General features: G+C 70.1%; 15 protein-coding genes and 2 pseudogenes. 3 read left to right on the top strand and 14 right to left on the bottom strand.

The window, feature by feature from the left end; translation table 11 throughout:
* The 5 genes and pseudogenes from CV1CTNOD_RS10205 to CV1CTNOD_RS10225 all read right to left on the bottom strand — a co-directional run.
* Window positions 1–1,279: HNH endonuclease signature motif containing protein (locus CV1CTNOD_RS10205; RefSeq protein WP_131785880.1), on the bottom strand; the 1,279-nt coding region annotated here is incomplete at its 3' end.
* A 434-nt stretch (window positions 1,280–1,713) separates the two neighbouring features.
* Window positions 1,714–2,676: an LLM class flavin-dependent oxidoreductase gene (locus CV1CTNOD_RS10210; RefSeq protein ID WP_131785881.1), complete on the bottom strand. Its 963-nt coding sequence runs from the start codon at window positions 2,674–2,676 to the stop codon at window positions 1,714–1,716.
* Window positions 2,677–2,747: 71 nt separating this feature from the next.
* Window positions 2,748–3,530 (bottom strand): annotated as a pseudogene (locus CV1CTNOD_RS27310) (ABC transporter ATP-binding protein); the annotation flags it as partial.
* Between the two features lie 315 nt (window positions 3,531–3,845).
* Entirely contained in the window at window positions 3,846–7,616 is a 3,771-nt protein-coding gene (locus CV1CTNOD_RS10220) for an AAA family ATPase (RefSeq protein WP_131785882.1), read from the bottom strand.
* A complete protein-coding gene (locus CV1CTNOD_RS10225) occupies window positions 7,616–8,872 on the bottom strand; it encodes a metallophosphoesterase family protein (RefSeq protein WP_242606567.1) in 1,257 nt (418 codons plus the stop codon). The genes CV1CTNOD_RS10220 and CV1CTNOD_RS10225 overlap by 1 nt, the downstream gene beginning before the upstream one ends.
* A gap of 447 nt (window positions 8,873–9,319) precedes the next feature.
* Here CV1CTNOD_RS10225 and CV1CTNOD_RS10230 point away from each other — a divergent pair, with 447 nt between their 5' ends.
* The 3 genes from CV1CTNOD_RS10230 to CV1CTNOD_RS10240 all read left to right on the top strand — a co-directional run bounded on the left by CV1CTNOD_RS10230 (window position 9,320) and on the right by CV1CTNOD_RS10240 (window position 12,801).
* Complete coding sequence (locus CV1CTNOD_RS10230; RefSeq protein ID WP_131785883.1) at window positions 9,320–9,583, top strand: CopG family transcriptional regulator; 264 nt, start codon at window positions 9,320–9,322, stop codon at window positions 9,581–9,583.
* Window positions 9,580–9,993: a type II toxin-antitoxin system VapC family toxin gene (locus tag CV1CTNOD_RS10235; protein ID WP_131785884.1), complete on the top strand. Its 414-nt coding sequence runs from the start codon at window positions 9,580–9,582 to the stop codon at window positions 9,991–9,993. Before CV1CTNOD_RS10230 ends, CV1CTNOD_RS10235 begins: the two co-directional genes overlap by 4 nt.
* A gap of 588 nt (window positions 9,994–10,581) precedes the next feature.
* On the top strand, window positions 10,582–12,801 hold the full coding sequence (locus CV1CTNOD_RS10240; RefSeq protein WP_131785885.1) for an NADP-dependent isocitrate dehydrogenase: 2,220 nt from the start codon (window positions 10,582–10,584) through the stop codon (window positions 12,799–12,801).
* 118 nt (window positions 12,802–12,919) lie between these two features.
* On the opposite strand, the gene CV1CTNOD_RS25615 is transcribed toward CV1CTNOD_RS10240, so the two are convergent.
* The 9 genes and pseudogenes from CV1CTNOD_RS25615 to CV1CTNOD_RS10275 all read right to left on the bottom strand — a co-directional run.
* A complete protein-coding gene (locus tag CV1CTNOD_RS25615) occupies window positions 12,920–13,057 on the bottom strand; it encodes a hypothetical protein (protein ID WP_207386316.1) in 138 nt (45 codons plus the stop codon).
* A complete protein-coding gene (locus CV1CTNOD_RS10245) occupies window positions 13,054–14,631 on the bottom strand; it encodes a dipeptide ABC transporter ATP-binding protein (protein ID WP_131785886.1) in 1,578 nt (525 codons plus the stop codon). The genes CV1CTNOD_RS25615 and CV1CTNOD_RS10245 overlap by 4 nt, the downstream gene beginning before the upstream one ends.
* A 55-nt stretch (window positions 14,632–14,686) precedes the next feature.
* Window positions 14,687–15,538, bottom strand: coding sequence for an ABC transporter permease (locus tag CV1CTNOD_RS10250; RefSeq protein WP_131785887.1), 852 nt, complete (start codon window positions 15,536–15,538; stop codon window positions 14,687–14,689).
* Window positions 15,535–16,479: an ABC transporter permease gene (locus CV1CTNOD_RS10255; protein WP_131785888.1), complete on the bottom strand. Its 945-nt coding sequence runs from the start codon at window positions 16,477–16,479 to the stop codon at window positions 15,535–15,537. The genes CV1CTNOD_RS10250 and CV1CTNOD_RS10255 overlap by 4 nt, the downstream gene beginning before the upstream one ends.
* A gap of 3 nt (window positions 16,480–16,482) precedes the next feature.
* Window positions 16,483–16,629: a hypothetical protein gene (locus tag CV1CTNOD_RS25620; RefSeq protein WP_207386317.1), complete on the bottom strand. Its 147-nt coding sequence runs from the start codon at window positions 16,627–16,629 to the stop codon at window positions 16,483–16,485.
* 120 nt (window positions 16,630–16,749) lie between these two features.
* Window positions 16,750–17,778, bottom strand: coding sequence for an LLM class flavin-dependent oxidoreductase (locus tag CV1CTNOD_RS10260; RefSeq protein ID WP_131785889.1), 1,029 nt, complete (start codon window positions 17,776–17,778; stop codon window positions 16,750–16,752).
* A complete protein-coding gene (locus tag CV1CTNOD_RS10265; protein ID WP_131785890.1) occupies window positions 17,778–19,118 on the bottom strand; it encodes an NtaA/DmoA family FMN-dependent monooxygenase in 1,341 nt (446 codons plus the stop codon). Before CV1CTNOD_RS10265 ends, CV1CTNOD_RS10260 begins: the two co-directional genes overlap by 1 nt.
* Before the next feature lie 94 nt (window positions 19,119–19,212).
* The gene (locus CV1CTNOD_RS10270; RefSeq protein ID WP_131785891.1) at window positions 19,213–20,862 is read right to left on the bottom strand and encodes an ABC transporter substrate-binding protein; all 1,650 of its coding nucleotides are present in this window, start codon (window positions 20,860–20,862) and stop codon (window positions 19,213–19,215) included.
* A gap of 650 nt (window positions 20,863–21,512) precedes the next feature.
* Window positions 21,513–21,732 (bottom strand): annotated as a pseudogene (locus tag CV1CTNOD_RS10275) (TetR/AcrR family transcriptional regulator); the annotation flags it as partial.

Below are 21,732 nucleotides of genomic sequence, written 5' to 3' on the forward strand. Positions count from 1 at the left end.
GGGTTGTGGGTGGGGGACGGCCGAGGTCCTCCCACGGTTCGGGCACGGTGCGGTAGACCCGTCCGGTCGGGGCGGTCCAGGCCGCCGTCCCGCCGGCGGCCGGTGTCACCGTCCACCCCCCGACGTGCTTGGCGCGATGATGCCGCCGGCAGACCGCGAGCAGGTTCCCCTCCACGGTCGGCCCACCGGCGGTGTAGGGCCGGACATGGTCCAGGTCACAGAACCGGGCCGGTTTCCGACAGCCGGGAAACCGGCAGGTCCGATCCCGGGCGTGGACCAGCCGGGCCAGCCCCGGGGCGGGAAACCGCCGGCCGACATCGACGACCTGGCCGTTCACCGGGTCGGTCAGGATCCGCCGCCAGGTCGCCTCCTTGGCCAGTTCGCGGGCGGTGGCGGCGGGAATCGGCCCGTACCCGGCGAGCTCCCCGGGGCTGTCAGCCACCCCGGCCAGGGTGGTCACCGGGACGAGCACCCCGATCTCCACGGCCACGTCGGTGCCGTGGTCGCGGCCGAGGAGCACGTCGACGAGGACGTCGGCGCGGCGGGCGTCCATGCCCCGAGGGTCGTCCGACGATGCGGCGCGGCGGGCGAGGATGTCGAGGCGCTGGTAGGCGGCCTGGGCGTCGGCGGCGGGGAGCAGCGCCCACAGCTCGGCCATCCCGTCATCCGCCGGCCGGACCCTGACCTGCCGCTCCCGGCGGGCCTGGGCGTGCCGGCGGCGGGCTCCGGCGGCGTCGACGGCGAGGACGGCGCGGCGCAGCGCCTGGCGGAACAGGCTGTGGCCGGCCCGCCCGCCGCGAGCCAGGACCTTCTGTTCCACGGTGGCGGTCTGCGCGGCGGACAGGGCGGTGGTGGCCTCGACGGCGGCACGGGCCCGGCCCAGATCGATGACACCGGCCTCCAGCGCGGCCAGAGTGGCCGGCAGCCGGCCGGCTAGGGTCACGGCCAGGTCCAGCTGGGCTGCGGCGGCGGCCGGGGAGAGGTGTAGTTCGGCGGCGATCTCCTCGGCGGCGAAACCGATCCCGGCCGGACCATCCGACACCGGTGGGGTGTGTCGGAGGGCGGCGAACCGGGCCTGCGCGCGGATGAGCAGCGCGTCCACCCGGGCGCGTTCCCGGACCAGCACCGTCATCACCGTCAGACAGCCGTCCGCGTCGCAGGCTTCGAGCGGGGGCAGGCCGGCGGACACACAGCAGCCCACCCCCACACCGGCAGCGGCCGGAACAGCCGCCGCAGCGGCAGTGGCCGGAGCAGTCGAGCCCACCTTGGATTCGAACATGTGTACGAGTTTAGTCGCTTATCCGGGCATTTCCACCACCGACGAGGGGCCATTTTCCCCACCCCCGCACATGCGCGCTCCGGGCCGAACGCAACTGGTATCTGTGGGGTAATTTGTTCGGGCGTCGACACGCGCAGCAGGGGATGTCTTTTTCAGGCTCTCCTGACCTCATCGTGGGAATGATCATGGCATGAGGCAGCCCTTTCTCTTTCCCGGGCTCCGGGATCGCGTCGCAGGTGGGGTGTAAATCCTGTCGGACGCAGATTCCTGTGCTGGTGATGTCAAGGGTGTGTGAAAAGTCGGCTGTCGGAGTCATTCGTTGACCGTGGTGATGGCGATCGCTGCTTCACAGCGAATGGCGATCTTGTCATAGCGGGTCGTGACGGACGGTTCAAGCCGCTGGCGATCTATGCCGCATCGAACTCCTTGATCGTTCAAGATTGTAGATTTTCGAAGAAGGGTGGTCCTTCGGGTTCGGCTCGGTGCGCGGGGGTCGGCGTGGTTGTCGCCTGGTCGGTGGGCTCGGCCGCCGGCCGCCAGCCGAGCGCGGGCGCGATCTCGGTGGCGATCAGCTCGAGGGCGCGGATCGCCGCGTCCTGATCCGGAACGCCGGGGTTGAACTGGCAGATCAGGTCCGTCGCGACGGGCAGCACCCGCTCCGCCTGCAGCTGCGCGGTGATCTCGTCGGGATGTCCATGGAAGGAGTGCAGGCGCCGCAGGTAACCTTCGAGGTCGAGGCCTGCGGGGAACTGGCCGCGTTCGACGAGGAGCTCCGCCGCGTGCAGCGTCCCCTCCTCGCGCTGTGCCAGCGCAGCACGCCTGTCCTTGGCCGGGAAGAGCATCCGCGACAGGCCGATACGCGGTTCGCGGGTTTTGGAGCACTCTTTCAGGAAGGCGTCCGCCCAGCGGCGCTGCACCTCGTCGGTCGGCTCGTCGTAACCGTACGTCGCCCGGTTGAGCAGCAGGCGCGATCCGCCGCGGGCGACGAACACGGCACCCTCACGGCTGAACACCCCCTGCCAGATGCGGTCGCTGAAGTCACCTGCCGGCGGTTGGATCGTGAAGCTGTCGGTTCCGACCGGCTCGTTGGCCAGGGCGCGGGTCACCACATCGAGCGCCTCGGTGGTCAGCTCGCGCCTGCGTTGCAGGTCGACACCGAATGCCGCGTACTCGTCGGCTCCGTAGCCACTGCCGACGCCCAGCTCGACGCGGCCGCCGCTGAGCGCGTCCACGACCGAGACGTCCTCGGCGAGCATGATCGGACTCTCCAGCGGCAGGACGGTGATGGCGGTGCCGAGGCGGATCCGTGACGTCCGGGCGGTGGCGTGGGCCAGGAACGTCCAGGGGGAGGACAGCCCGCAGGCTGTGCTGGCCGGGACCACCCACTCCGTACACACGGAGGCCGAGCTTGAGCTGCCGTCTCGTCATGACATGTCTCCCTGGAGAGGATCTGCGACTGTGTGGTGGCGGCGGCGCGCCGGGCCCGGTCGACCGCCCCGGTCGCCAGTGTGGGGGCGGATTCCACGAGCAGCCGGGTGTAAGGATGACGCGGCCTGTTCACGACGGTCGCAGTCGTGTCGATCTCGACGATCGAACCGTGGTAGAGGACGAGGACCCGGTCGGTGATACCGGCGACCGAGCCGAGATCATGCGAGATGAACACCAGCGCGACACCGGCGGAGCGCAGGCTGTTCAGGATGCCGAGCATGTGTACCCGGTTGGCCGAGTCCAAGGCGCTGACCGGCTCGTCGAGGATCAGCAGTACCGGTTCGGTGACCAGCGCGCGGGCCACCGCGACCCGTTGACGCTGGCCGCCGGAAAGCTCGCCGGGAAACCGCGTGAGCAGGCCCGCGTCGAGCCCGACCCGAGCGAGATAGGTGCGCACCTTCTCGTCGATCTCGCTGCGGGTCGCCCGACCCTGTAGGAGGAGAGGCTCGGCCAGCGACGTCCCGATCGTCCAGTCGGGGTCGAGGCTGCGTAGCGGGTCCTGGAAGACGTGCTGCACGAGGCCACGCCGACGAAAGTCGCGCCACTGCCGCTTCGAGAACCTGGTGACCTCGTGGCCTGCGATGACGACCGTGCCGCCCGCGGCCTTGACCAGGCCCACCACCGCGCGGGCCAGGGTCGACTTGCCCGAGCCGGTCTCTCTGATGACGCCCACCGCCTCGCCGCGACCGACCAGGAACGTCGCGGACCGTAGAGCCTGCCTGCGGTACATGTCACGATCCGGGCGCGGCACCCGCAGCGGCATCGGCTCAGTGCGGGGAATGCCGTCCCCGGCGGAAGACGGCCGTGGCGCGGCTCGTGCGGGCCGGTCGGTGCGGCTGACACGGCGGCGGGGGATCAAAGCTCATGCGTGTCCGCAGCCACCTGTCGTCGCCGGTTGCCGTAGTTCTCACGGCGTAGCGGTGGCCAGGCATCGGTCAGCTGATCTGGATCGTGTGGCGGGCTCGTCGTCAGTCGGTCCGACCCGAGGACCAGGGGACGTGGGGTAATTGTGGCGACCTGACATCTGCCGTGTCACGCGGGATCACGGTCGGGTTGCCTGAGGTCGTCTGGTGGGGTCTCAGACACCCTGGGCGTGTTGGAAGGCGTCCAGGATGTCGCTGGCGATGCGGCCCCGGTCTCCCACGTCGTATCCGTGCGCGCGCGCCCAGGTGCGCACGGCCGCCGGGTCGTAGGTGGAGGCGGTGGCCGCCCGGCCCGGCTCTCTCGGCGGCCGTCCAAGGGCGACCGTCGGCACGGTGGCCCGGCCGAGTGCGCCGGCGTCATCCTCTCCGTCGGCGGCAGCGGTCACCGAGGCCCGGATCCGGTCGGCTTCGCGGGTACCCAGCGGCACGTTCGCGCTTGGCATGCGGCTGATCCGCACAGATCCGCCAGAGTCCGGTCCCACGGCCGCCGGAGAGGCCGATCCGACGGATTCCGCGATCTCGGCGAGGTGTTCATGATGGGTGAATACGATGATCTGCCAGTTCCGGGCCAGCTCCGTCAGGACCCGGAGAGCGGCGGCGGCACGCCGGTCGTCGAACGTCATCAGCACGTCGTCGAGGACGACCGGGAGAGGTACCTCGCCGCGGGCGACCCGGTCGCGTTGCAGCTGGTCGATCGCGGCCAGCCGCAGGGCGAGGAAGACCTGGTCGGCGGTGCCCTCGGAAAGCTCGACGGGTTCCCTTTCCTCCTCGTCGGCTCGGACGGCCCGCAGGAACCGTTGGTTGTCTCCGCGGTCTACGGCGCGCAGCGCCACATAGGACCCCTCGGTGAGGCGTTCGAGCAGGCGGCCGGCCTCGACGAGCAGCGGAGATGCATGCCGGCGTTCGTAGGCTTCGAGCTGGCCGCGCAGAATGTGATGTTGGAACCGGGCGATGAGATACCGCTCCGCGCCTTCGGCGACCAGCGCGAGATACTCCTGTGCCTGGGCGTGCAGTTCGCTCGCGCCGGGCCCGCGCTGAAGCTGACGCAGCCGCTCGTCTATCTCGCCGAGCTCACTGCGCGCCTGGTCGTGGGCGGTGGAGTATTGATCCCGATCTTCCCGCGCGGTGGCGAGCTCTTGTTGCAGGTCGCGCTCGTCACGTTCGGCGAGTTCCTTGACGAGTGTTTCCAGTTCGTCGTCTGGTGCGGCGGCCCGGATCACGTTCTCGGTGATTCTCTCCTCGGCAGTGGCTACGATGACGGCTCGGCTGCGCTCGACGACTGGGTGGAACGGCTGGTCCGCCGGTAGGCCCACCTCGTCCCGCAGCTTGTCCAGACGGTTCGCTGCTTCCGCCCGCCGAGCCTGGGCCGCTTCGATCTGTTCGGTGAGTCCGGCGATGGCGCTGTCCATCACCTTGGCGGAGGCCTGAGCGTCGCGGTTGGTCCTCACCTGGTCGACGAGTCGGTGGAGGACCTCGGCTGGGGAGTCCTCGTCGAACCCGCCGTCGCCGTGGCGGACCGCCAATGCGGCTACTGCTTCGGTGAAGGCGTCGACGCGTGCCCGGGCGTTGACCGCATCCTTGCGGGCCTGGATCCCGTTGTCGTGGGTGGCTACCGCCTGGGTCAGGACCGCGTGACGCTCCGCCCAGCCCGCAGAGCTGATCGTCGATGGAAGTGCGGCATCGTGGATGAGCGTGTCCCACCGCTGCTCGGCCATGAGCAGGGCGCCGGCCTTTTCCCCTCGGGCGTGCTGGGCGTCCTCGGTGCTGCGTGCGTGCAGGGCTGCGCTGTTCCGCGCCTCTCGGGCGGCATCATCGTCGGCGAGGATCTGGTCGGCCGCTACCAGGAGACTGTCGAGATCCGCGCCTGGATACGAGTGTCCCAGCTGCGCGAGTGCCTCTGCCAGGGTGGCGTGTTGGGCGTCGGCCTGGCCGGTCAGGCCGGCGATGCGGCGTTCGGCGGCCAGCAGGGCGGTCTGCGCCTGCTGGGCTTCGTCGAGGGCCCGGCGTACCTCGTCGGCCTCGTCCACCACGGGTGTCGCAAGCCCGAGATCGTTCCAGAAGGCTCCCCAGCCCTGCCGCGCCTGGTCCATCGCGTCGTCGGCGGTCGAGCGGGCGTTCCGCGCTGCCCGATGCCGGGTCTCGGCGTCGGCGAGGTCGCGTTGCTGCTGGGCACGTTTCGCGGCGAACCTGGCCTGGCTGATCAGCTGATCGGCGATCTCGTCGGCGCGGCGCACCGCGCTGGCGAGCGAGGGAAGGAGTTCCTCGGCCCGCGAACGGGTCAGCCCGTCCGCCGCGGCCCGGACCAGCCGGTCCCACAGATCCGACCGTTCGGCCCGAATCCGTACGAGCATGGCCGGGTCCGGCAGGTTCTGTCCGTCGGTCGTGGCAAGCCGCTGACGGGCCCGTTCCAGATCTTGTTCGGCGGTGGTGAGTTCGTTCCCGCTATGAGCCTGGGCGGTCTCAGCGTCCGTGAGGCGCTCCCGGGCGAGCCGCACAGCATCCTTGGTCAGTGCCGCAGGTGGCGGCCCGTCGGCGTCTCGGGCACCCGCCCGGCGCAATGCCTCGCGGCGGTCCTGGTACGCGGCCGCGGCGCTATCCACGGATTCACGGAGCCGCAGCGAAGCGGACCCCTCCGCCCGGATCACCATGATGACCTCGCGCATCAGCCTGATCGACGCCGCGTCGAGGGCCGGCACGGCCGATGCGGACGCCCGCTGCCTGGCCAGAGCAGCCGTCACCGCGTCGTCCGCCCACGCCAGGTCCGCGGTCAGCTCGCCGATCCGGGTGGCCAGCTCATCGAGTTGGGCCGCGAGATCGACCGGCACATACAGGGCGGTGAGAAGCTCCTCGGCCGACCGCTGGTCGCCCGGTCCGACGAGTCCGAGCAGCTGCGTTCTGGCCTCGCCGAACAGGGATTCGGCCTCGATCTCGCCCTGTCGGGCCAGGCCGGCGTCTGAGGAGCGGGCTCCGGCCTGGCGTTCCAGTCGGGTGATAGCGGCGGAATCGGCGAGGATGGCGTCGTCGACCGTCAACGACTCGCGCTCGTGAACCTGCGTGGCGAGGGCTGCTGTCAGCTGCTCGACCTCGCCGGTCGCCGCGTCGAGTTCTCGCTGGTTGGTTTCGTACGCGTCGATCTGCTCGGGGCGCAGCACGAGGCCGTCGGCGAGCAGCCGGGCGCGTTCTGCACGCAGCCCGGCCAGCCTGTGGATATCCGGCAGCGCGCGCCGCCACTGGTCTGCGTGGGTGTGTCGTGCGATGGCGGAGGCCAGACGGGCCGCCGCCGCGTCCGCCGCCCGCTGCCGTCGCGTCCGTTCGTCCCGCGCGTCAGCCACGGTCTTCGCCCGGGTCATCGACGAATCAGCCTCGCGGCTAAGACGGTCGTAGTTGATCAGCGCCGCACGCACCTGCGCCTTGGTACTGCCGCGGTGCTGCTTGTAGAGGCCGTCCATCTCGGCCTGCAGATTCGACACCAGGGTGCGCACGGCACGTCCGCTGCGGGCCGTGAAGACGAGTTCCGCCAGATCCCCCGTGCCGTGAAAGACACTGTCGCCGCCTTCGCGCAGTCCCGCGTGCGACAGGCCGAACGCATCCCGCCATCGCTTATGCGCGCCGGGGCCGCCCTGCCCCCACACGGGTTCGAACGGATGGCCGTCGGGGCTGGTGGCCAGGCCGGTGTTACGGCGACGGATCTCCACCTCGCTGCCGTCGGACAGGTCGAGACGGGCGGTGAGGCTGAGTGTGCCCACGGCGAAGGTAAAGTCCTGATGCCCCCGTCGATAACCCCACAGCAGGTCGGACAGGGCCTCCAACGTCGTTGACTTACCCGCCTCATTGGCGCCGACGACCAGGGTGAGCGCTGGCCCGAACTCCAGGTCGCGCCCCTCGAACGCGCCGTAACGGTCCAGGTTGAATGATCGGATCCGCATCAGTCCTCATCACCGACGAGCCGCGCGACCAGACCGACGCCGGCCCGGCGCGCGAGGTCGACCAGAGCGCCCGGGTCTCTCAGGTCGAGCAGATCCGCGGCCCGCAGGGGCCGCCCGACCTCGCGTTCCAGCGGCCCGATGAGCGCGGCGAGCAGGTCGGCGTTCTTGGCCAGGTCGTCGGCCGCCGCGTGGATGGCGGCCATCAGCTCCGGGTCAACGGACGCAGGCTGCTCTGGGCTCACCGCGCGAACCAGGATCTTCTCGATGGACACGTCCAGGCTGGCGGCGACCGTCGCGAGCTCCTCGCGCAGGCGTTCGTCGTCGGTGAGGCCGGCGGCGGTCCGTGAGGCGCCCACCAGGACGAGCCGGGCGACGACCGGTCGGGTTCCCGCTTCACGGCGCGTCGCCCCGAGTTCCCCGGTGACGCGGGTGAGGACGTCTTCCAGCGTGTGGCATGGCGTGACGTCGATGGTCAGCGTGGCCCAGCGGGCGACGTCGCACGGCTCATGGCTGATCATCGCTGCCCGGCCGGGTTCCACCTCGACGACGAGCGCGCCTTTCGGACCGCTCTCCCGAGGATGGCGACCCTGAAGGTTGCCACTGAACGCGGCCACATGCTCACCGTCACGGACGATCCGATGGGCGTGGACATGGCCGAGGGCGAAGTAGTCGTAGCCCGTTCGCGCGAGGTCGTCGGCGGTGCACGGCGCATAGGCCGCGTGATCTTCGGACCCCTCGACCGCGGTGTGCAGGAGCCCGACGTTGACCATTCCGGGAATCGCGTTCGGGTAGGCCCGGGCCAGGTTGGTGTACACGTCGCGGGTGGGATAGCTCTGGCCGTGCACGGCCAGACCGATCTCCTCGACGGTGCCCGTCCCGGCCTGATCGGAGGCGAAGACGGTGACGTTCGGCGGCAGGATCAGGGCCCGTGTGATCTCACTCTCCGCGTCATGGTTACCCGCGATCATAAAGACCGGGATCTTCTCGTCGTGGAGTCGCGCCATTTGCTCTACGAAGAACCGTCCGGTCGCGTAGTCCCGCCAGTTGCCGTCGTAGATGTCGCCGGCGAGTAGCAACGCGTCTGCCCGTCGGTCGACTGTCAGGTCGGTGAGGTTCTCCAGCGCTCGACGCGTGGCCTGGCGAAGCAGATGTGCCAGGTCGCTGTCGCCGAGCCGGGTCAGCCCCCGCAGCGGGCTGTCCAGATGGACATCGGCGGCATGGACAAGACGCATGTTCCCCCCGAGGATCAGCGACACCCTCCCCACAGGTCGCCGACGACGGGAACGGTCCTCCCCACCAGCCGGTCAACCAGGCAGACCGTAATACCGTGACTATGGTGTAAACAATCTATTTGGCCAATTATCGCACAGAGAAGTGTGCATCATGTTGATGCGTTGGGCATTAAGTGTTACTCGTTCGTCGCTGAGGGATGCGGTGGCATGCCCGGGCCCGTCGCGCCCGCAAGACCCCCCAGGCGCCCCGGACCAGGCGCGAAAGCGCGCGACCCATACACGGGCTGTCGCGGCACAGTGTCCCGCACGGCTCATTGTGGGCTCGTTGCGCAGCCCGAGGATGTGGTCCGCAGCGACGACGGAAGCGGGTCATCGCCGTCGGGTGATGTTGAGCGGGTTCGGGCTCCTGGCCTCTCGTCACCATGCTGTGAGCCGTCGAGACTCGGGAGTATCCACGGTAGGATAAGAAGTATGAGTGAGCCTACCCGGAAGTATTCGATCACGATGCCCCGGGACATCGCCGAAGCCGCCCGCACCCGCAGCGGCCCCTCGGGTCTGTCCGCCTACGTCGCCGCGGCCGTCGCCCGTCAGATCGAACGCGACAACCTCAACGAGCTCATCGCGGTCGCCGAAGCCGGCCACGGGCCGATCGGAGACGAGGAGATCCAGGCCAGGCGGGACACCTTGTTGCAGGCCCGCCGGCAGCAGCGCCCTTCCGGCCCGCACGCGGCGTGACCCGTCCGGCCGCCGTACCGGGCGGCACCCTGGTCCTGGACGGTGAAGGACTCGCCAAGGCCGTCCAGAGGGACCGTGACGTCACTGGATGGCTCGCGCTGGCCCGCGCCGACGACATGCGGGTGATTACCAGCGCGGTGACTCTGGTTGAGGTGGTCCACCCGCCTATCAGGCGTCCCGCCTTCGAGTGGACGCTGTCCCGGCTCGTGGTCGAGCCCGTCACCGAACCCCTTGCCCGCCACGCGGCCGTTCTGCTGGATGAGGTGGGTCTGCACGGTCACACGTACGCGATCGACGCGATGGTCTGCGCGACCGCGCTTGCTGCCCCCGGCCCCGTCACCGTGCTCACGTCGGATCCCGAGGATCTCATGATGTTGTGTGGGGGGCGGGTCACCGTCATCAAGATTTGAAACTGGGCGTCGCCCTGACATCGGATTCGCGGACTTCTGTCCGGTTTCACCTTCACGAATCAGGGGCCGGGAACGGTTCGTTCGGCAACATTCGGGGTGGCGATCGACTGGATGACCGACACGGGAGTTGATCCCGGCGGCCTGAGCGACTATATGCCGGGTCTTGTCGTGCCGACCCCGCTTCTTGAAGGCCAGAGCGTAACGAAGGCGTACCGGGCCTGCGCATCCCAGCCGGCGCCGGCGGGAAGACGCGCGGTGGTTAATACGCCGGTAGGGCTTACCTGGCAATGAGACTTTCCGCGTAACGTTTCGTCGCGACGGGTAACCGGATCATAAGATCATAAGATCTGTGATTTTTGGACTCGCCCGGGTGCGGGGCGTCACCTATCGCGCTGCCAGCCCGGCAGGCAGGTTGCGTCCAGATCATCGCCATCGTCACCGCCACCGCCACCGCGAGTGCGCCGACGCTCGTCGGCTCGTCGGCTCGTCGGCGACTATCAGCACACGCCCGTGCCCGCGATCAAGGCGGCGGAGGCGATCAAGACATATCTTGATACCCAGACGAAGCAGACGTGAAGCGGAGTATCGGTGACTGATTCGACCATCATCTACACGCACACTGACGAGGCCCCGGCCCTGGCGACGTACTCGTTCCTGCCAGTGGTCCAGGCGTACGCCCGGGCGGCCGGTGTCAGTGTCGAAAGCCGTGACATCTCCCTGGCAGGGCGGATCATCGCCAGCTTCCCCGAGCGTCTCCAGGAGGCCCAGCGCGTCGACGACGCGCTCGCCGAGCTCGGTGAGCTGGCCAGGACGCCCGGAGCGAACATCATCAAACTGCCGAACATCTCGGCTTCGATTCCGCAGCTGAGGGCGGCGATCGCCGAGCTGCGGCAGCAGGGCTACGCGCTGCCGGACTACCCGGACGACCCGAGGACCGACGAGGAGCGGGAGATCCGCGCCCGTTACGACAAGATCAAGGGCAGTGCCGTCAACCCGGTGCTGCGCGAGGGCAACTCCGACCGTCGCGCCCCCGCGTCGGTGAAGAACTACGCCAGGACCCACCCGCACCGGATGGGCGCGTGGAGCTCCGACTCGAAGACGAACGTCGCCACCATGGACGCCGACGACTTCCGCTCCACCGAGAAGTCGGCGATCATCGCTACGGACGGCTCGCTGCGCATCGAACTGGCCGGTGACGACGGCAGCACCACCGTCCTGCGTGCGTCCGTGCCGGTGCTGGCCGGCGAGGTCGTGGACGCCTCCGTCCTGCGCGTGGCCGCGCTGCGTGAGTTCTTTGCGGCGCAGGTCGTCCGGGCCAAGGCCGAGGGCGTGCTGTTCTCGGTGCACCTGAAGGCCACGATGATGAAGGTCTCCGACCCGGTCATCTTCGGCCACGTGGTGCGGGCCTTCTTCCCGAAGACGTTCGCCGTCTACGGCGAGGCGCTCGCCGCGGCGGGCCTGACCCCCAACGACGGGCTCGGCGGTATCCTCAAGGGCCTGGAACCGCTGCCCGAAGGCGCGGCGATCAAGGCCTCTTTCGAGGCTGAGCTGGCCGACGGCCCCGCCCTGGCGATGGTCGACTCCGACCGTGGCATCACCAACCTGCACGTGCCCAGCGACGTCATCGTCGACGCCTCCATGCCGGCCATGATCCGTACCTCCGGTCACATGTGGGGCCCGGACGGCCAGGAGGCGGACACCCTCGCGGTCCTCCCCGACAGCAGCTACGCCGGCATCTACCAGGTCGTCATCGACGACTGCCGCGCCAACGGTGCCTTCGACCCCGCGACGATGGGCTCGGTGGCCAACGTCGGCCTGATGGCGCAGGCGGCCGAGGAGTACGGCAGCCACGACAAGACCTTCGAGATCCCCACCGCGGGTACGGTGCGGCTCGTCGACGAGGCCGGCACCGTGGTCCTGGAGCAGGCGGCCGCCGCCGGCGACATCTTCCGCGCATGCCAGGCCAAGGACGCGCCGATCAGGGACTGGGTGAAGCTCGCCGTCACCCGCGCCCGGGCCACCGGCGACCCGGCGGTGTTCTGGCTTGACGAGAACCGCGCCCACGACGCGAAGCTGATCGAGAAGCTCAAGGCGTACCTGCCCGAGCACGACACCCAGGGACTGCAGATCGAGATCCTGGCGCCGGTCGACGCGATCGCGTTCTCCCTGGAGCGGATCCGCCGCGGCGAGAACACGATCTCGGTCACCGGCAACGTGCTGCGCGACTACCTGACCGACCTGTTCCCGATCCTCGAGCTCGGCACCAGCGCCAAGATGCTCTCGGTCGTCCCGCTGATGAACGGCGGCGGCCTGTTCGAGACCGGCGCCGGCGGCTCCGCGCCCAAGCACGTCCAGCAGCTGCTCAAGGAGAACTACCTGCGCTGGGACAGCCTGGGCGAGTTCCTCGCGCTGGCGGTCAGCTTCGAGCACCTCGCGCAGACGACGGGCAACGCACGCGCCCAGGTGCTCGCCGACACCCTCGACCGCGCGACCGCCACCTTCCTCAACGAGGACAAGTCGCCCAGCCGCCGCCTGGGCGGCATCGACAACCGTGGCAGCCACTTTTACCTGGCGCTCTACTGGGCACGGGAGCTGGCCACGCAGACCGACGACGCGCAGCTCGCGGAGGCGTTCGCCGGCCTCGCCAAGACGCTCACCGCGCAGGAGCGGACCATCGTCGACGAGCTGATCGCGGTCCAGGGCTCGTCGGCCGACATCGGGGGTTACTACCAGCCCGACGCTGCCAAGGCCGCGGCGGTCATGCGTCCGTCGAAGACCTTCAACGAGGCCCTGGCGACCCTCGGCTGACGGGCATCCGCGCACGAGTTCCACGTTCCACGCAACGAGGGGAAGGGCTCCGGGCCCGGTTCACCGCCTGGCGGGGCAACCGTCCTGGCGGTGGTCCGGGGTCCTTCTCTTTGTGCTTTTACCCCGCCTGCGCAGCCTGTGTGACGTCGTCTGCGGTCATGCGTTTGTAGCCGAGTCGCGACAGGTGCGCGGACGCCGTGTCGAGGATGCGCTCGCCGCGCTTGTGACGGCCCTCTTTTGTCCGCATGCGGTTCACCGCGGCTCGCCTTTCGGGGCGGTTGGCGAGCCAGGCAGGCGCGGAGCGGCTTGCAGCAGCGCGTTCGTATAGGGGTGCTGCGGCTCCTCGAACGCCGCCTTGGTGAGCCCTTCTTCCACGATCTCACCGTCCTTCATGATCAATAGGCGGTCACTGGTCTGCTCCACGACGGTGAGGTCGTGGGTGATGAACAGCAGGGCGATGCCCAGGCGCTGCTGCAGCTCGGACAGCAGGTCCAGCACCTGGGCCTGCACTGACACGTCCAACGCGGAGACCGGCTCGTCGCAGATCAGTACCTCGGGCCGTGGGGCGAGTGCCCTCGCGATCGCCACCCGTTGCCGCTGCCCGCCCGAGAGCTGGTGCGGACGGCGGCGGGCGAGATGCGCGTCGAGCCCGACCGTGGCCAGCAGGTCGGTGACCCGGGCCCGGCGGCGGGCGCCGCGCTGGCCGGGCAGCGCCTCGGCGATGATGCGCCCGACGGTGTGGCGGGGGTCGAACGCCGCCTGCGGATCCTGCTGGATCAGTTGGATGTGCCGCCGCTGCGCCCGCCTGGCGCGTTCCGGCGTGCCCGACCAGGGCTGCCCCCGCAGGAGGATCCGCCCCTCGTCGGGCTCGGTCAGGCCCATCACCATCCGCGCCAGCGTGCTCTTGCCGGAGCCGGACTCGCCGACCAGGCCCACCGTCTCGCCCGCCCGCAGGGTCAGCGACACCCCGGCCACGGCACGGCGTTCGCCGAAGTCCTTGGTCACCCCGTCGACGTCGAGCAGGGTCTGCCCGCCGGTGTAGGGCGGGCGCTGCGCGCGCCGGCCGCGGGCGATGCCGAGCAGCGTCCTGGTGTAGGGGTGCTCGGGGCTGCCCACGATGCGCTCGGTGGGCCCGGTCTCGACGATGCGGCCGTCGAGCATCACCGCGATCCGGTCGGCCAGCTTCGCGACCACCGCCAGGTCGTGGCTGATCAGCAGCAGGCCCCGGCCCTGCTCCTTGATCTCTTCGAGCAGCCGCAGGATCTGGTGCTGCACGATCACGTCCAGCGCCGTGGTCGGCTCGTCCGCGATGACCAGGTCGGGCCGCGTCGCCACGGCGGAGGCGATCAGGGCGCGCTGGCGCAGCCCGCCGGAGAGCTGGTGGGGGTACTGCTGGCTGCGCAGCTCCGGCTCCGGGACGCCGACCTCGGTGAGCACCTCCAGAACGCGCTGGTGTCGTTCGGCACGGGTGCCGTCCCGCTGGTGCAGCCGGATGGACTCGGCCACCTCGTCCTCGATCCGGCGCAGCGGATCCAGGGACACCAGCGCGTCCTGCAGCACCATGCCGACCGACTTCCCGCGCAGCCGCTGCCAGTCACGATGGGAGAAGTTCCTGGCGTCCGCGCCGCCGACGCGCAGGGTGCGCGCCCGGACCCGGGCGCGTTCGCCGGCCAGACCAAGCAGTGTCCGGGCGGTGACGCTCTTGCCCGAACCCGACTCCCCGACCAGTGCCAGGCACTCACCGTCCTCGATGGTGAACGAGATGTCACGCGCCACGGGAGGCTCATGGCCGAAGGAGACCTCCAGCCCGGCAACCTCGACCAGGGTCATCGCAGCCTCCCTGCCCGCCGGCCGCTCATGGGTAGGCGGTCTGCCCGCCGGTCGCTCATCGCAGGCTCCTTGCCTGCAGGCTGCGGCCGAGCATGGTGGAGATGAGGACGACCACGACGATGGCCAGTCCCGGGAACACCGCGATCCACCAGGCGTTCGCCAGATAGGTCTGTCCCTCGGCGAGCATCACGCCCCATTCCGGAGTCGGTGGCAGGGGGCCGAGGCCGAGCAGGCTCAGCCCCGCCGCCGCGGCGATGGCGCTCCCGGTCCCCAGCGAGGCGAGCACCACGACCGGCCCGCCCACGTTGGGCAGGACGTGGCGCAGCACGTACCGCCACGCGGGCACGCCCAGGATCTTCGCCGCCTCGACGTATTCGGCTTTTGTCACGGCGAGTGCCTGCCCGCGCACGAGACGGCCGTAGTAGGGCACGGCGGCCACCCCGATCGCCACCGCGATCTGCGTCGAGCCCGTCCCGATGAGCGCGATAACCAGCAGCGCCAGCAGCACCTCGGGGAACGCCAGCCAGACGTCGGTCAGACGCATGATCAGCGCGTCGGCCAGCCGGCTGCCGGCCGCCGCGGTCAGGCCGACCAGCGAGCCCACCGCGACCGCGATCGCGGTGGCCACCAGGCCGGTGGTCACCGAGTACCGGGCGCCGTAGACCAGCCGCGAGTAGACGTCCCGGCCGAGCTGGTCGGTGCCGAGGTAGTGCGTCGAGCTCGGCGGGGAGAAGGTGTGCCGCACGTCGTTGGTGTCCGGCGCGTAGGGCGCGAAGACACCGGGGAACAGCAGCAATGCGACGATCAGGGCTACGGCCAGCGTGCTGATCGCGTGCAGTGTGTGCGAGCCACGGGTGGCCCGCCACCGGGGCCGGGCCGCGTCGAAGGCCGCTGTCGTAGCGCTCATGCCCGGCTCGCTTCCCGCAGCCGCGCGTCGATCACCGGGTAGAGCGTGTCGGCCAGGGTGTTGGCCACGACGAAGATGAGCGCGGCCATGATCACCACGGCCGACACCACCGGCGTGTCACGGTGCTGCACGGCGTTCACCAGCACAGTGCCGAGACCGGGCCGGGAGAAGACCTTCTCCACCAGCACGGCGCCGCCGACGAGCGTGCCGAGCACCCAGGCGGACATCGTCGTGGCCGGCAGCAGCGCGTGCCGCAGGGTGTGCCGCAGCAGCAGGCCGAGCCGGCTCTGGCCGCGGGCGCGGGCGCTGAGCACGAACGGCCTGCCCTCGACCAGCTCGAGCTCCTGGCGCATCACCTGCGCGAGGACACCGGAGATCGGGATCGCCAGCGCCAGCGTGGGCAGTACCAGGCCGGACACGCCGTGGGAACCAAAGGCGGGGAACCAGCGCAGGTTGAACGAGAAGATCGACAGCAGTAGGATGCCGAGCCAGAACGGCGGGATCGCCACCGCGAGCACCTCAAACACCGACGTGCCCGTCCGTACGATCCGGCCCCGGCCCGACGTGATGACGGTCGCGACGAGCGCGAGCAGTAGGCCGATCACGGCCGCGCTCAGCGCCAGCTCCAGGGTCGGCAGGATCTGGCTGGCAAGCAGCCTGGTCACCGGCTCGTTGCGCTGGTAGGAGCGGCCGAAGTCGCCGGTGGCCAGCGACGCCAGGCGATCGAGGTACTGCATCGGCAGCGGGTGGTCGAGCCCGTACTCCGCGGCGACCTGCGCGCGCAGGCCCGGGAGGTTCGCCGCCTGCGGGCCGAGGATCGCGTCCACCTGATCGCCGCCGGCCGCGCTCACCGCGAAGAAGGTCACCGTCACCGCGCCCCACAGCACCACGACCCCGGTGAGGACCCGGCGTAGCAGGAACCGGGGCAACGAGCTGTACACCTGTCAGCTCACCCGGATTTCCCGGCGGACGGGCAGGCGCCGCGCCGGGACGGTGGTGCGGGTCGTGGCGCGGGTCGTAAGGCCCGCCGTCACCGGGCCGGCGGCCGGGGAGACCGTTGAGAGGGCAGGAGAGTTCCTGCGGGTGCACATGGATGAGAGCTCCGATTTTCTTGATCAGATTTTTTGCCCGGCTGGGACGGTACGCCCGTCACGCCGTGGTCCTGGCCCTGGCCGGTGGGGCTGCGCTCACCGGCCCGCCGGTTCGCTCGCTCAGTGGCCCACCGGCACCGGACACAGCCCGGCGGCCACGGCCAGCCGCCGGAAGGAGTCCCGGCGGTCCTCCGGGCTGTGGATGTTGGAGATGGCCATCACCTCGTCCGCCCCGCTCGCCTCGACGAGTTCGGCGAGCCGGCTGGCGACCCGGTCGACGCCGCCGACCACGTCCCCGCGGAAGTCCAGCTTGTCGCGGGCGGCGAGCTGGGCATCGGTGAGACGGCGGGCCAGCGCCCGCTCGACGGGCTCGAGCGGACGCGGGTCGCCGGTGAGGTAGTCGAGCACGGCGAGCCGTTCGGGCGAGGCCAGCGCCTCCCCGTGCTCGTCGTTCTCCCCGACCCAGATCCGGGTGGCCAGGAGTGCCAGCGGCCGGTCGCCATCCTCGGCCGGGGCGAACAACGCGCGATAGCGGCGCAGCGCGCGGGCGGCCACCTCCGGATCCTGGTTGACGCAGAGGAAGGCGTAACTGAGCCCGGCGCGTGCCGCCAGCTCGGCGCTGCTGACGCTGGAACCGAGCAGGAACACCGCCGGCAACGGCACACCGGCCGGTGACGCGATGAGCTCCCGGTACGGGTCGTCCGGGTCCAGCGGCACCCGGCCGCCGACGCCGAGCAGCTGCCGCAGATGCTCGCCGAACCTGTCGAGCGCGTCGGGGAAGCGCAGCAGCGCGTCGCGGGTGGGATCGTCACCGGTGCCGGTGGAGCGGCCCAGGCCCAGGTCGATCCGACCCGGGTGCAGCGCCTCGAGGGTCCGGAACTGCTCCGCGACGTGCAACGGCGTGTGGTTGGGCAGCATGATGCCGCCGGAGCCCACCCGCAGCCGGCTGGTGCGGTCCGCGATGTGACCGATGAGGATCTCCGGGGCGGCGAAGGCCATGTTGCGTACCCCGTGGTGCTCGGCCACCCAGAACCTGGTGTAGCCGATCTCCTCGGCCAGCCGGGCGAGCTCGACCGAGTGGCCGATGGTCTGCGCAGGGCTGGTCTGCGCGGAGACCGGGCCTTGGTCGACGATGGAGAGGGCGACCATCACAACGCCTTCGCCAGCGGCCGGCGGGTGGCGACATCCGGGATCGGCAGCCCGTAGTGCTCGCGCAGCGTCCTTCCCCGGTACTCCGAGCGGAACAGGCCGCGGCGGCGCAGGACCGGCACGACGTGATCCACGAAGGCCGGCAGCCCGTCGAAGGTGACGTCCGGCATGAGGGTGAACCCGTCCACGACGCCGGCGGTGAACCAGGTCTGGATCAGGTCGGCGACCTGCTCGGGGTCACCCACGGCCACGACGTGGCCGCCACCGCCGCCACGCCGGATGATGTCCCGTACCGTCTGCCCTTCCAGGGCGCGGCGTGCGGCCGGGCGGGCATGGCCGTGGACGGCGTGCAGCCTGCCCCGCAGGGCGGGTGGCACCGGCCGGTCCAGCTCCAGGTCGTCGGGGTTCAGCGCGAGCTGCGCGGCCAGCCCGCGCACCGCGCCGCGGGTGCCGGACAGCTCGTCGAGGGCCTGGCGTCGTTCGAGAGCCTCCCGCTCGGTGCCGCCGACCGAGGTGACCAGCCCGGGCAGGAAGCGCACCGCGTCCGCCGGGCGGCCGAAGGCCACCGCCCGGGACCGGACGACGTCCAGCTCGGCGCGGGCCGTGTCGATGTCGACCACGGCCGTGAACATCGCCTCGCCGGTGCGCGCGGTCAGCGTGCGCACGTCGTCGGAGACGCCCGCGTGGTACAGCACCGGGTAGCCCTGCTCGGACGGCGGGAGGCTCAGAGGCCCCCGCACGCTGAAGAACTCACCGTGGTGGTCGATCGGCCGGATCCTCGACATGTCGGCGTAGAGCCCGGATGCCACGTCGGCGGCCAGCGCGTCCGGAGCCCAGCTGCGCCACAGGTCGAGCACGATCGCGACGAACTCCTTGGCCTTGGCGTAGCGGGCGCGGCTGCTCGGCTCGTTCGCGACGAAGTTGCCGGCGACGCGGGGGCCCGAGGTGGTCACCGCGTTCCAGCCGGCCCGGCCATGGCTGATCAGGTCCAGCGCCCGGAACCGGCGGGCGATGTTGAACGGCTCGTTGAACGTGGTCGAGGCGGTGCCGACCAGTCCGATCCGTTCGGTGACCACTGCCATCGCGGTCAGGATCAGTGTCGGCTCGAGGCCGTTGAGCTGCGGATAGTCATCGATGTCGGCGTGCAGGCCCGGGACGTCCGCCAGGAAGATGGAGTCGAGCCGCCCACGCTCGGCCACCTGCGCCACCTCGAGGTAGCCCTCGATGCGGGAGAACGCCAGCGGATCCGCGCCCGGCCATCGCCACGCCCCCGGATGGTGCCCGGCTGCCACCGGGTGAACGCTGAGGTGCAGTTCGCGTCCACCCAGATCTGACGACATTCGCTCCTCCGTTTCTCGCGGGACACGCCGCGGGTACCGCACGGATGCTGACATCCGGTTCTAAAGCGATCCTTGAGCCGGGCCGGCCGGTGGCCTAGCCCACCCAGACGTCCGGTAGCACCGGCAGGTTCCCGGCGCCCAGTTCGAAACCCTGCACCCGCTGCTGCACACCGTAGGTGCGCTTCGACACGAAGGTCGGCAGGACGTAGGCCTCGGTGAGGGCCTTGCGCTGCACCTTGCCGTACAGCGCGTTCTGGCCCGCCACGTCGCGCGTGCGCAGCGCCTCGTCCAACCAGCCGTCGATCTCCGGGTCGTTGACCCTGGCAGCGTTCGCCCCGCCGACGCCCGGCAACTGGCTGGAGTAGAACAGCGTGCGCAGTATCGAGCCGTCGATCGCCGACGGCGCGCCAGACCCCAGGTGGTAGTCGCCCGAGGCAAACGTTTGTACGATCGACGGAGTGTCCAGCGGGCGCAGGACGACCTCGAAACCGACCTGCTTGACCGCGTCCTTCAACGCTGTGTGGTAGTTCCGCTGCTCCTCGGTAGTGAAGGAGGCGGCAAAGGCCAGCGTTACGCTCAGCCGTTGCCCGTCACGGGTCCGGTAGCCCTCGCTGTCGGTAGTGGTGAAGCCGGCCTTCTCCAGCGTGCTGATCGCACGGTTCTTGTCGTAGCCCCAGATCTGCTCCACCGACTTGTCGTAACCCGGGGTGGAGGAGGTCAGGACGGACCGGCCGCTGGTGTAGGTGCCCTGGAAGAGGCCCTGCGTGATCGCCTCGGTGTCGACGGCGGACTGGAACGCGATACGCACGTCCCGTTCGGTGAACGGGGCCTTGGTGGTGTTCAGCGAATAGGTGAACGGCGATCCGACGGTCTCACGGCTGACCAGCTTGATGTTCGGCTGGCCGCGCAGCTGCGCGAGCCTGGTGGCAGGGATCTGGTCGGCCACGTCGAGCTGCCCCGAGGTCAGCGCGCCGACCCGGGCGGCGTCGTCGGCGAGGAACTGTATGACGTACTGGTCGAGGTAGGCCTCCCCAGGATGCGCCGCCGACGCCGGCGCCCAGCGGTAGCCCGGGCGGCGGGTGAACACGGCGTTCTGTCCCGGGGTGAGCGACGAGGACACGAACGGCCCGGTTCCCACCAGGAACTTGCCGCCCGAGGCGATGTCGGCGGGATTGGCGCGCAGCACGGCGGGCGAGTGGAAGCTCAGATACGTGCTGCTCAACGCGCCGAGCAGCGGCGAATAGGGTGACCTCAGGTGCACGACCACGGTGAAGTCGCCGGTGACCTCGGTCCGGTCGTAGGGGCCGAGCAGGGTCTTGGAGTTCCTGGACTTCGTCGCCGGATCCACGATGTGGTCGAAGTTGACCTTCACCGCCTGGGCGTTGAACGCGGTCCCGTCATGGAAGGTGACGTCGTCGCGCAGCACGAACGAGTACCGCAGGCCGTCGTCGGAGATCTCCCAGGATTTCGCCAGCCACGGTTCGAAGGTGCCGTCCGCCTTCTGGTACACCAGCGAGTCGTACACGGCGCGCAGCGTCAACGCGGACAGGGTGGAGACCGAGACGTGCAGGTCCCAGCTGTCGGGCTCGGCGGTGGTGGCGAAGGTGATGCTGCCGCCGCTCTTCGGCGTCCCGCCGCCATCGCCCGGCGAGGAGTCGTCCGCGCAGGCCACCAGGCTCGAGCCCAGGCCGAACGCGGCCAGTGAGCCCACCGACAGGGTGAGAAAATTCCTGCGAGAATACATGAGAACTCCGTTTCGTCGATAAAATATGTGGAGATATTTTCGAAGAATGCGTTCGCGGAGAGCGCTGTGCCTGGGAATGCTGTGCCTGGAAATGCCGTCGGACGGTCCGGGTGGTCCGGATGGTTTCGTGTGTACGGTCCGGCCGGTGCCGGGCGGAGTTCGACGCGGTGGGCGTGGGCCGCCGGCGCGGATTCCCGTGGTCCTCGGGAGGGGCGGGAACGAGTCTTAGCTCGGCCGCGCCCGGCCCGTGCCGCCGGCCGTCAGGAGTTCACCGGGCCGCGCGATGACCCGCTCCGTGCCGCCGGCATCCGCTCGATGTCGCCGACGACATCTCAATGTCGCCGACAACATCCGACCGGATGCCCGCGTCCGACCGCGCGGGTGGCGTCGGGACGGCTCCCGACGCGGGAGAGCGCGGCGGATCCGTGCCGGGTCACCGGTCATGCTCCCCGGTGGTGACCGGTGGTCACCGGCTGTGCGCCAAGACGCGGTTCCCGGGCGCTGTTCTCAGCCGTATGCCCATGCGGCCCCACCGACACAATCGCGCTCCCTCACGCTTCCACCAGCCAAGAGGCTCGGACGGAATGGATTGTGACAGTAGGGCTCTAAAGCGAACCTTGGATCGAAACATGATCATACGGGGTGGTTCATCAGGAACTGTCCGTGACGACCGCGTCCAGCAACAGAGCCAGCATCCGGGTGCTGCCGTCCCGGCCGGCGGGCGAGCGTTCCCGCACCCAGGACGCGGCGCTGATGACGTCGAACAGATCCTCGGCGGTGAAGTCCGGCCGTACCCGCCCGGCGGCCTGCGCCGAGTGCAGCAGGCCGGCACCGCACCGGTACATGTCGGTGCACGAGCCGGACAGGGTG

Source organism: Protofrankia symbiont of Coriaria ruscifolia (assembly GCF_900634745.1).
Taxonomy (GTDB): Bacteria; Actinomycetota; Actinomycetes; order Frankiales; family Frankiaceae; genus Protofrankia; species Protofrankia californiensis.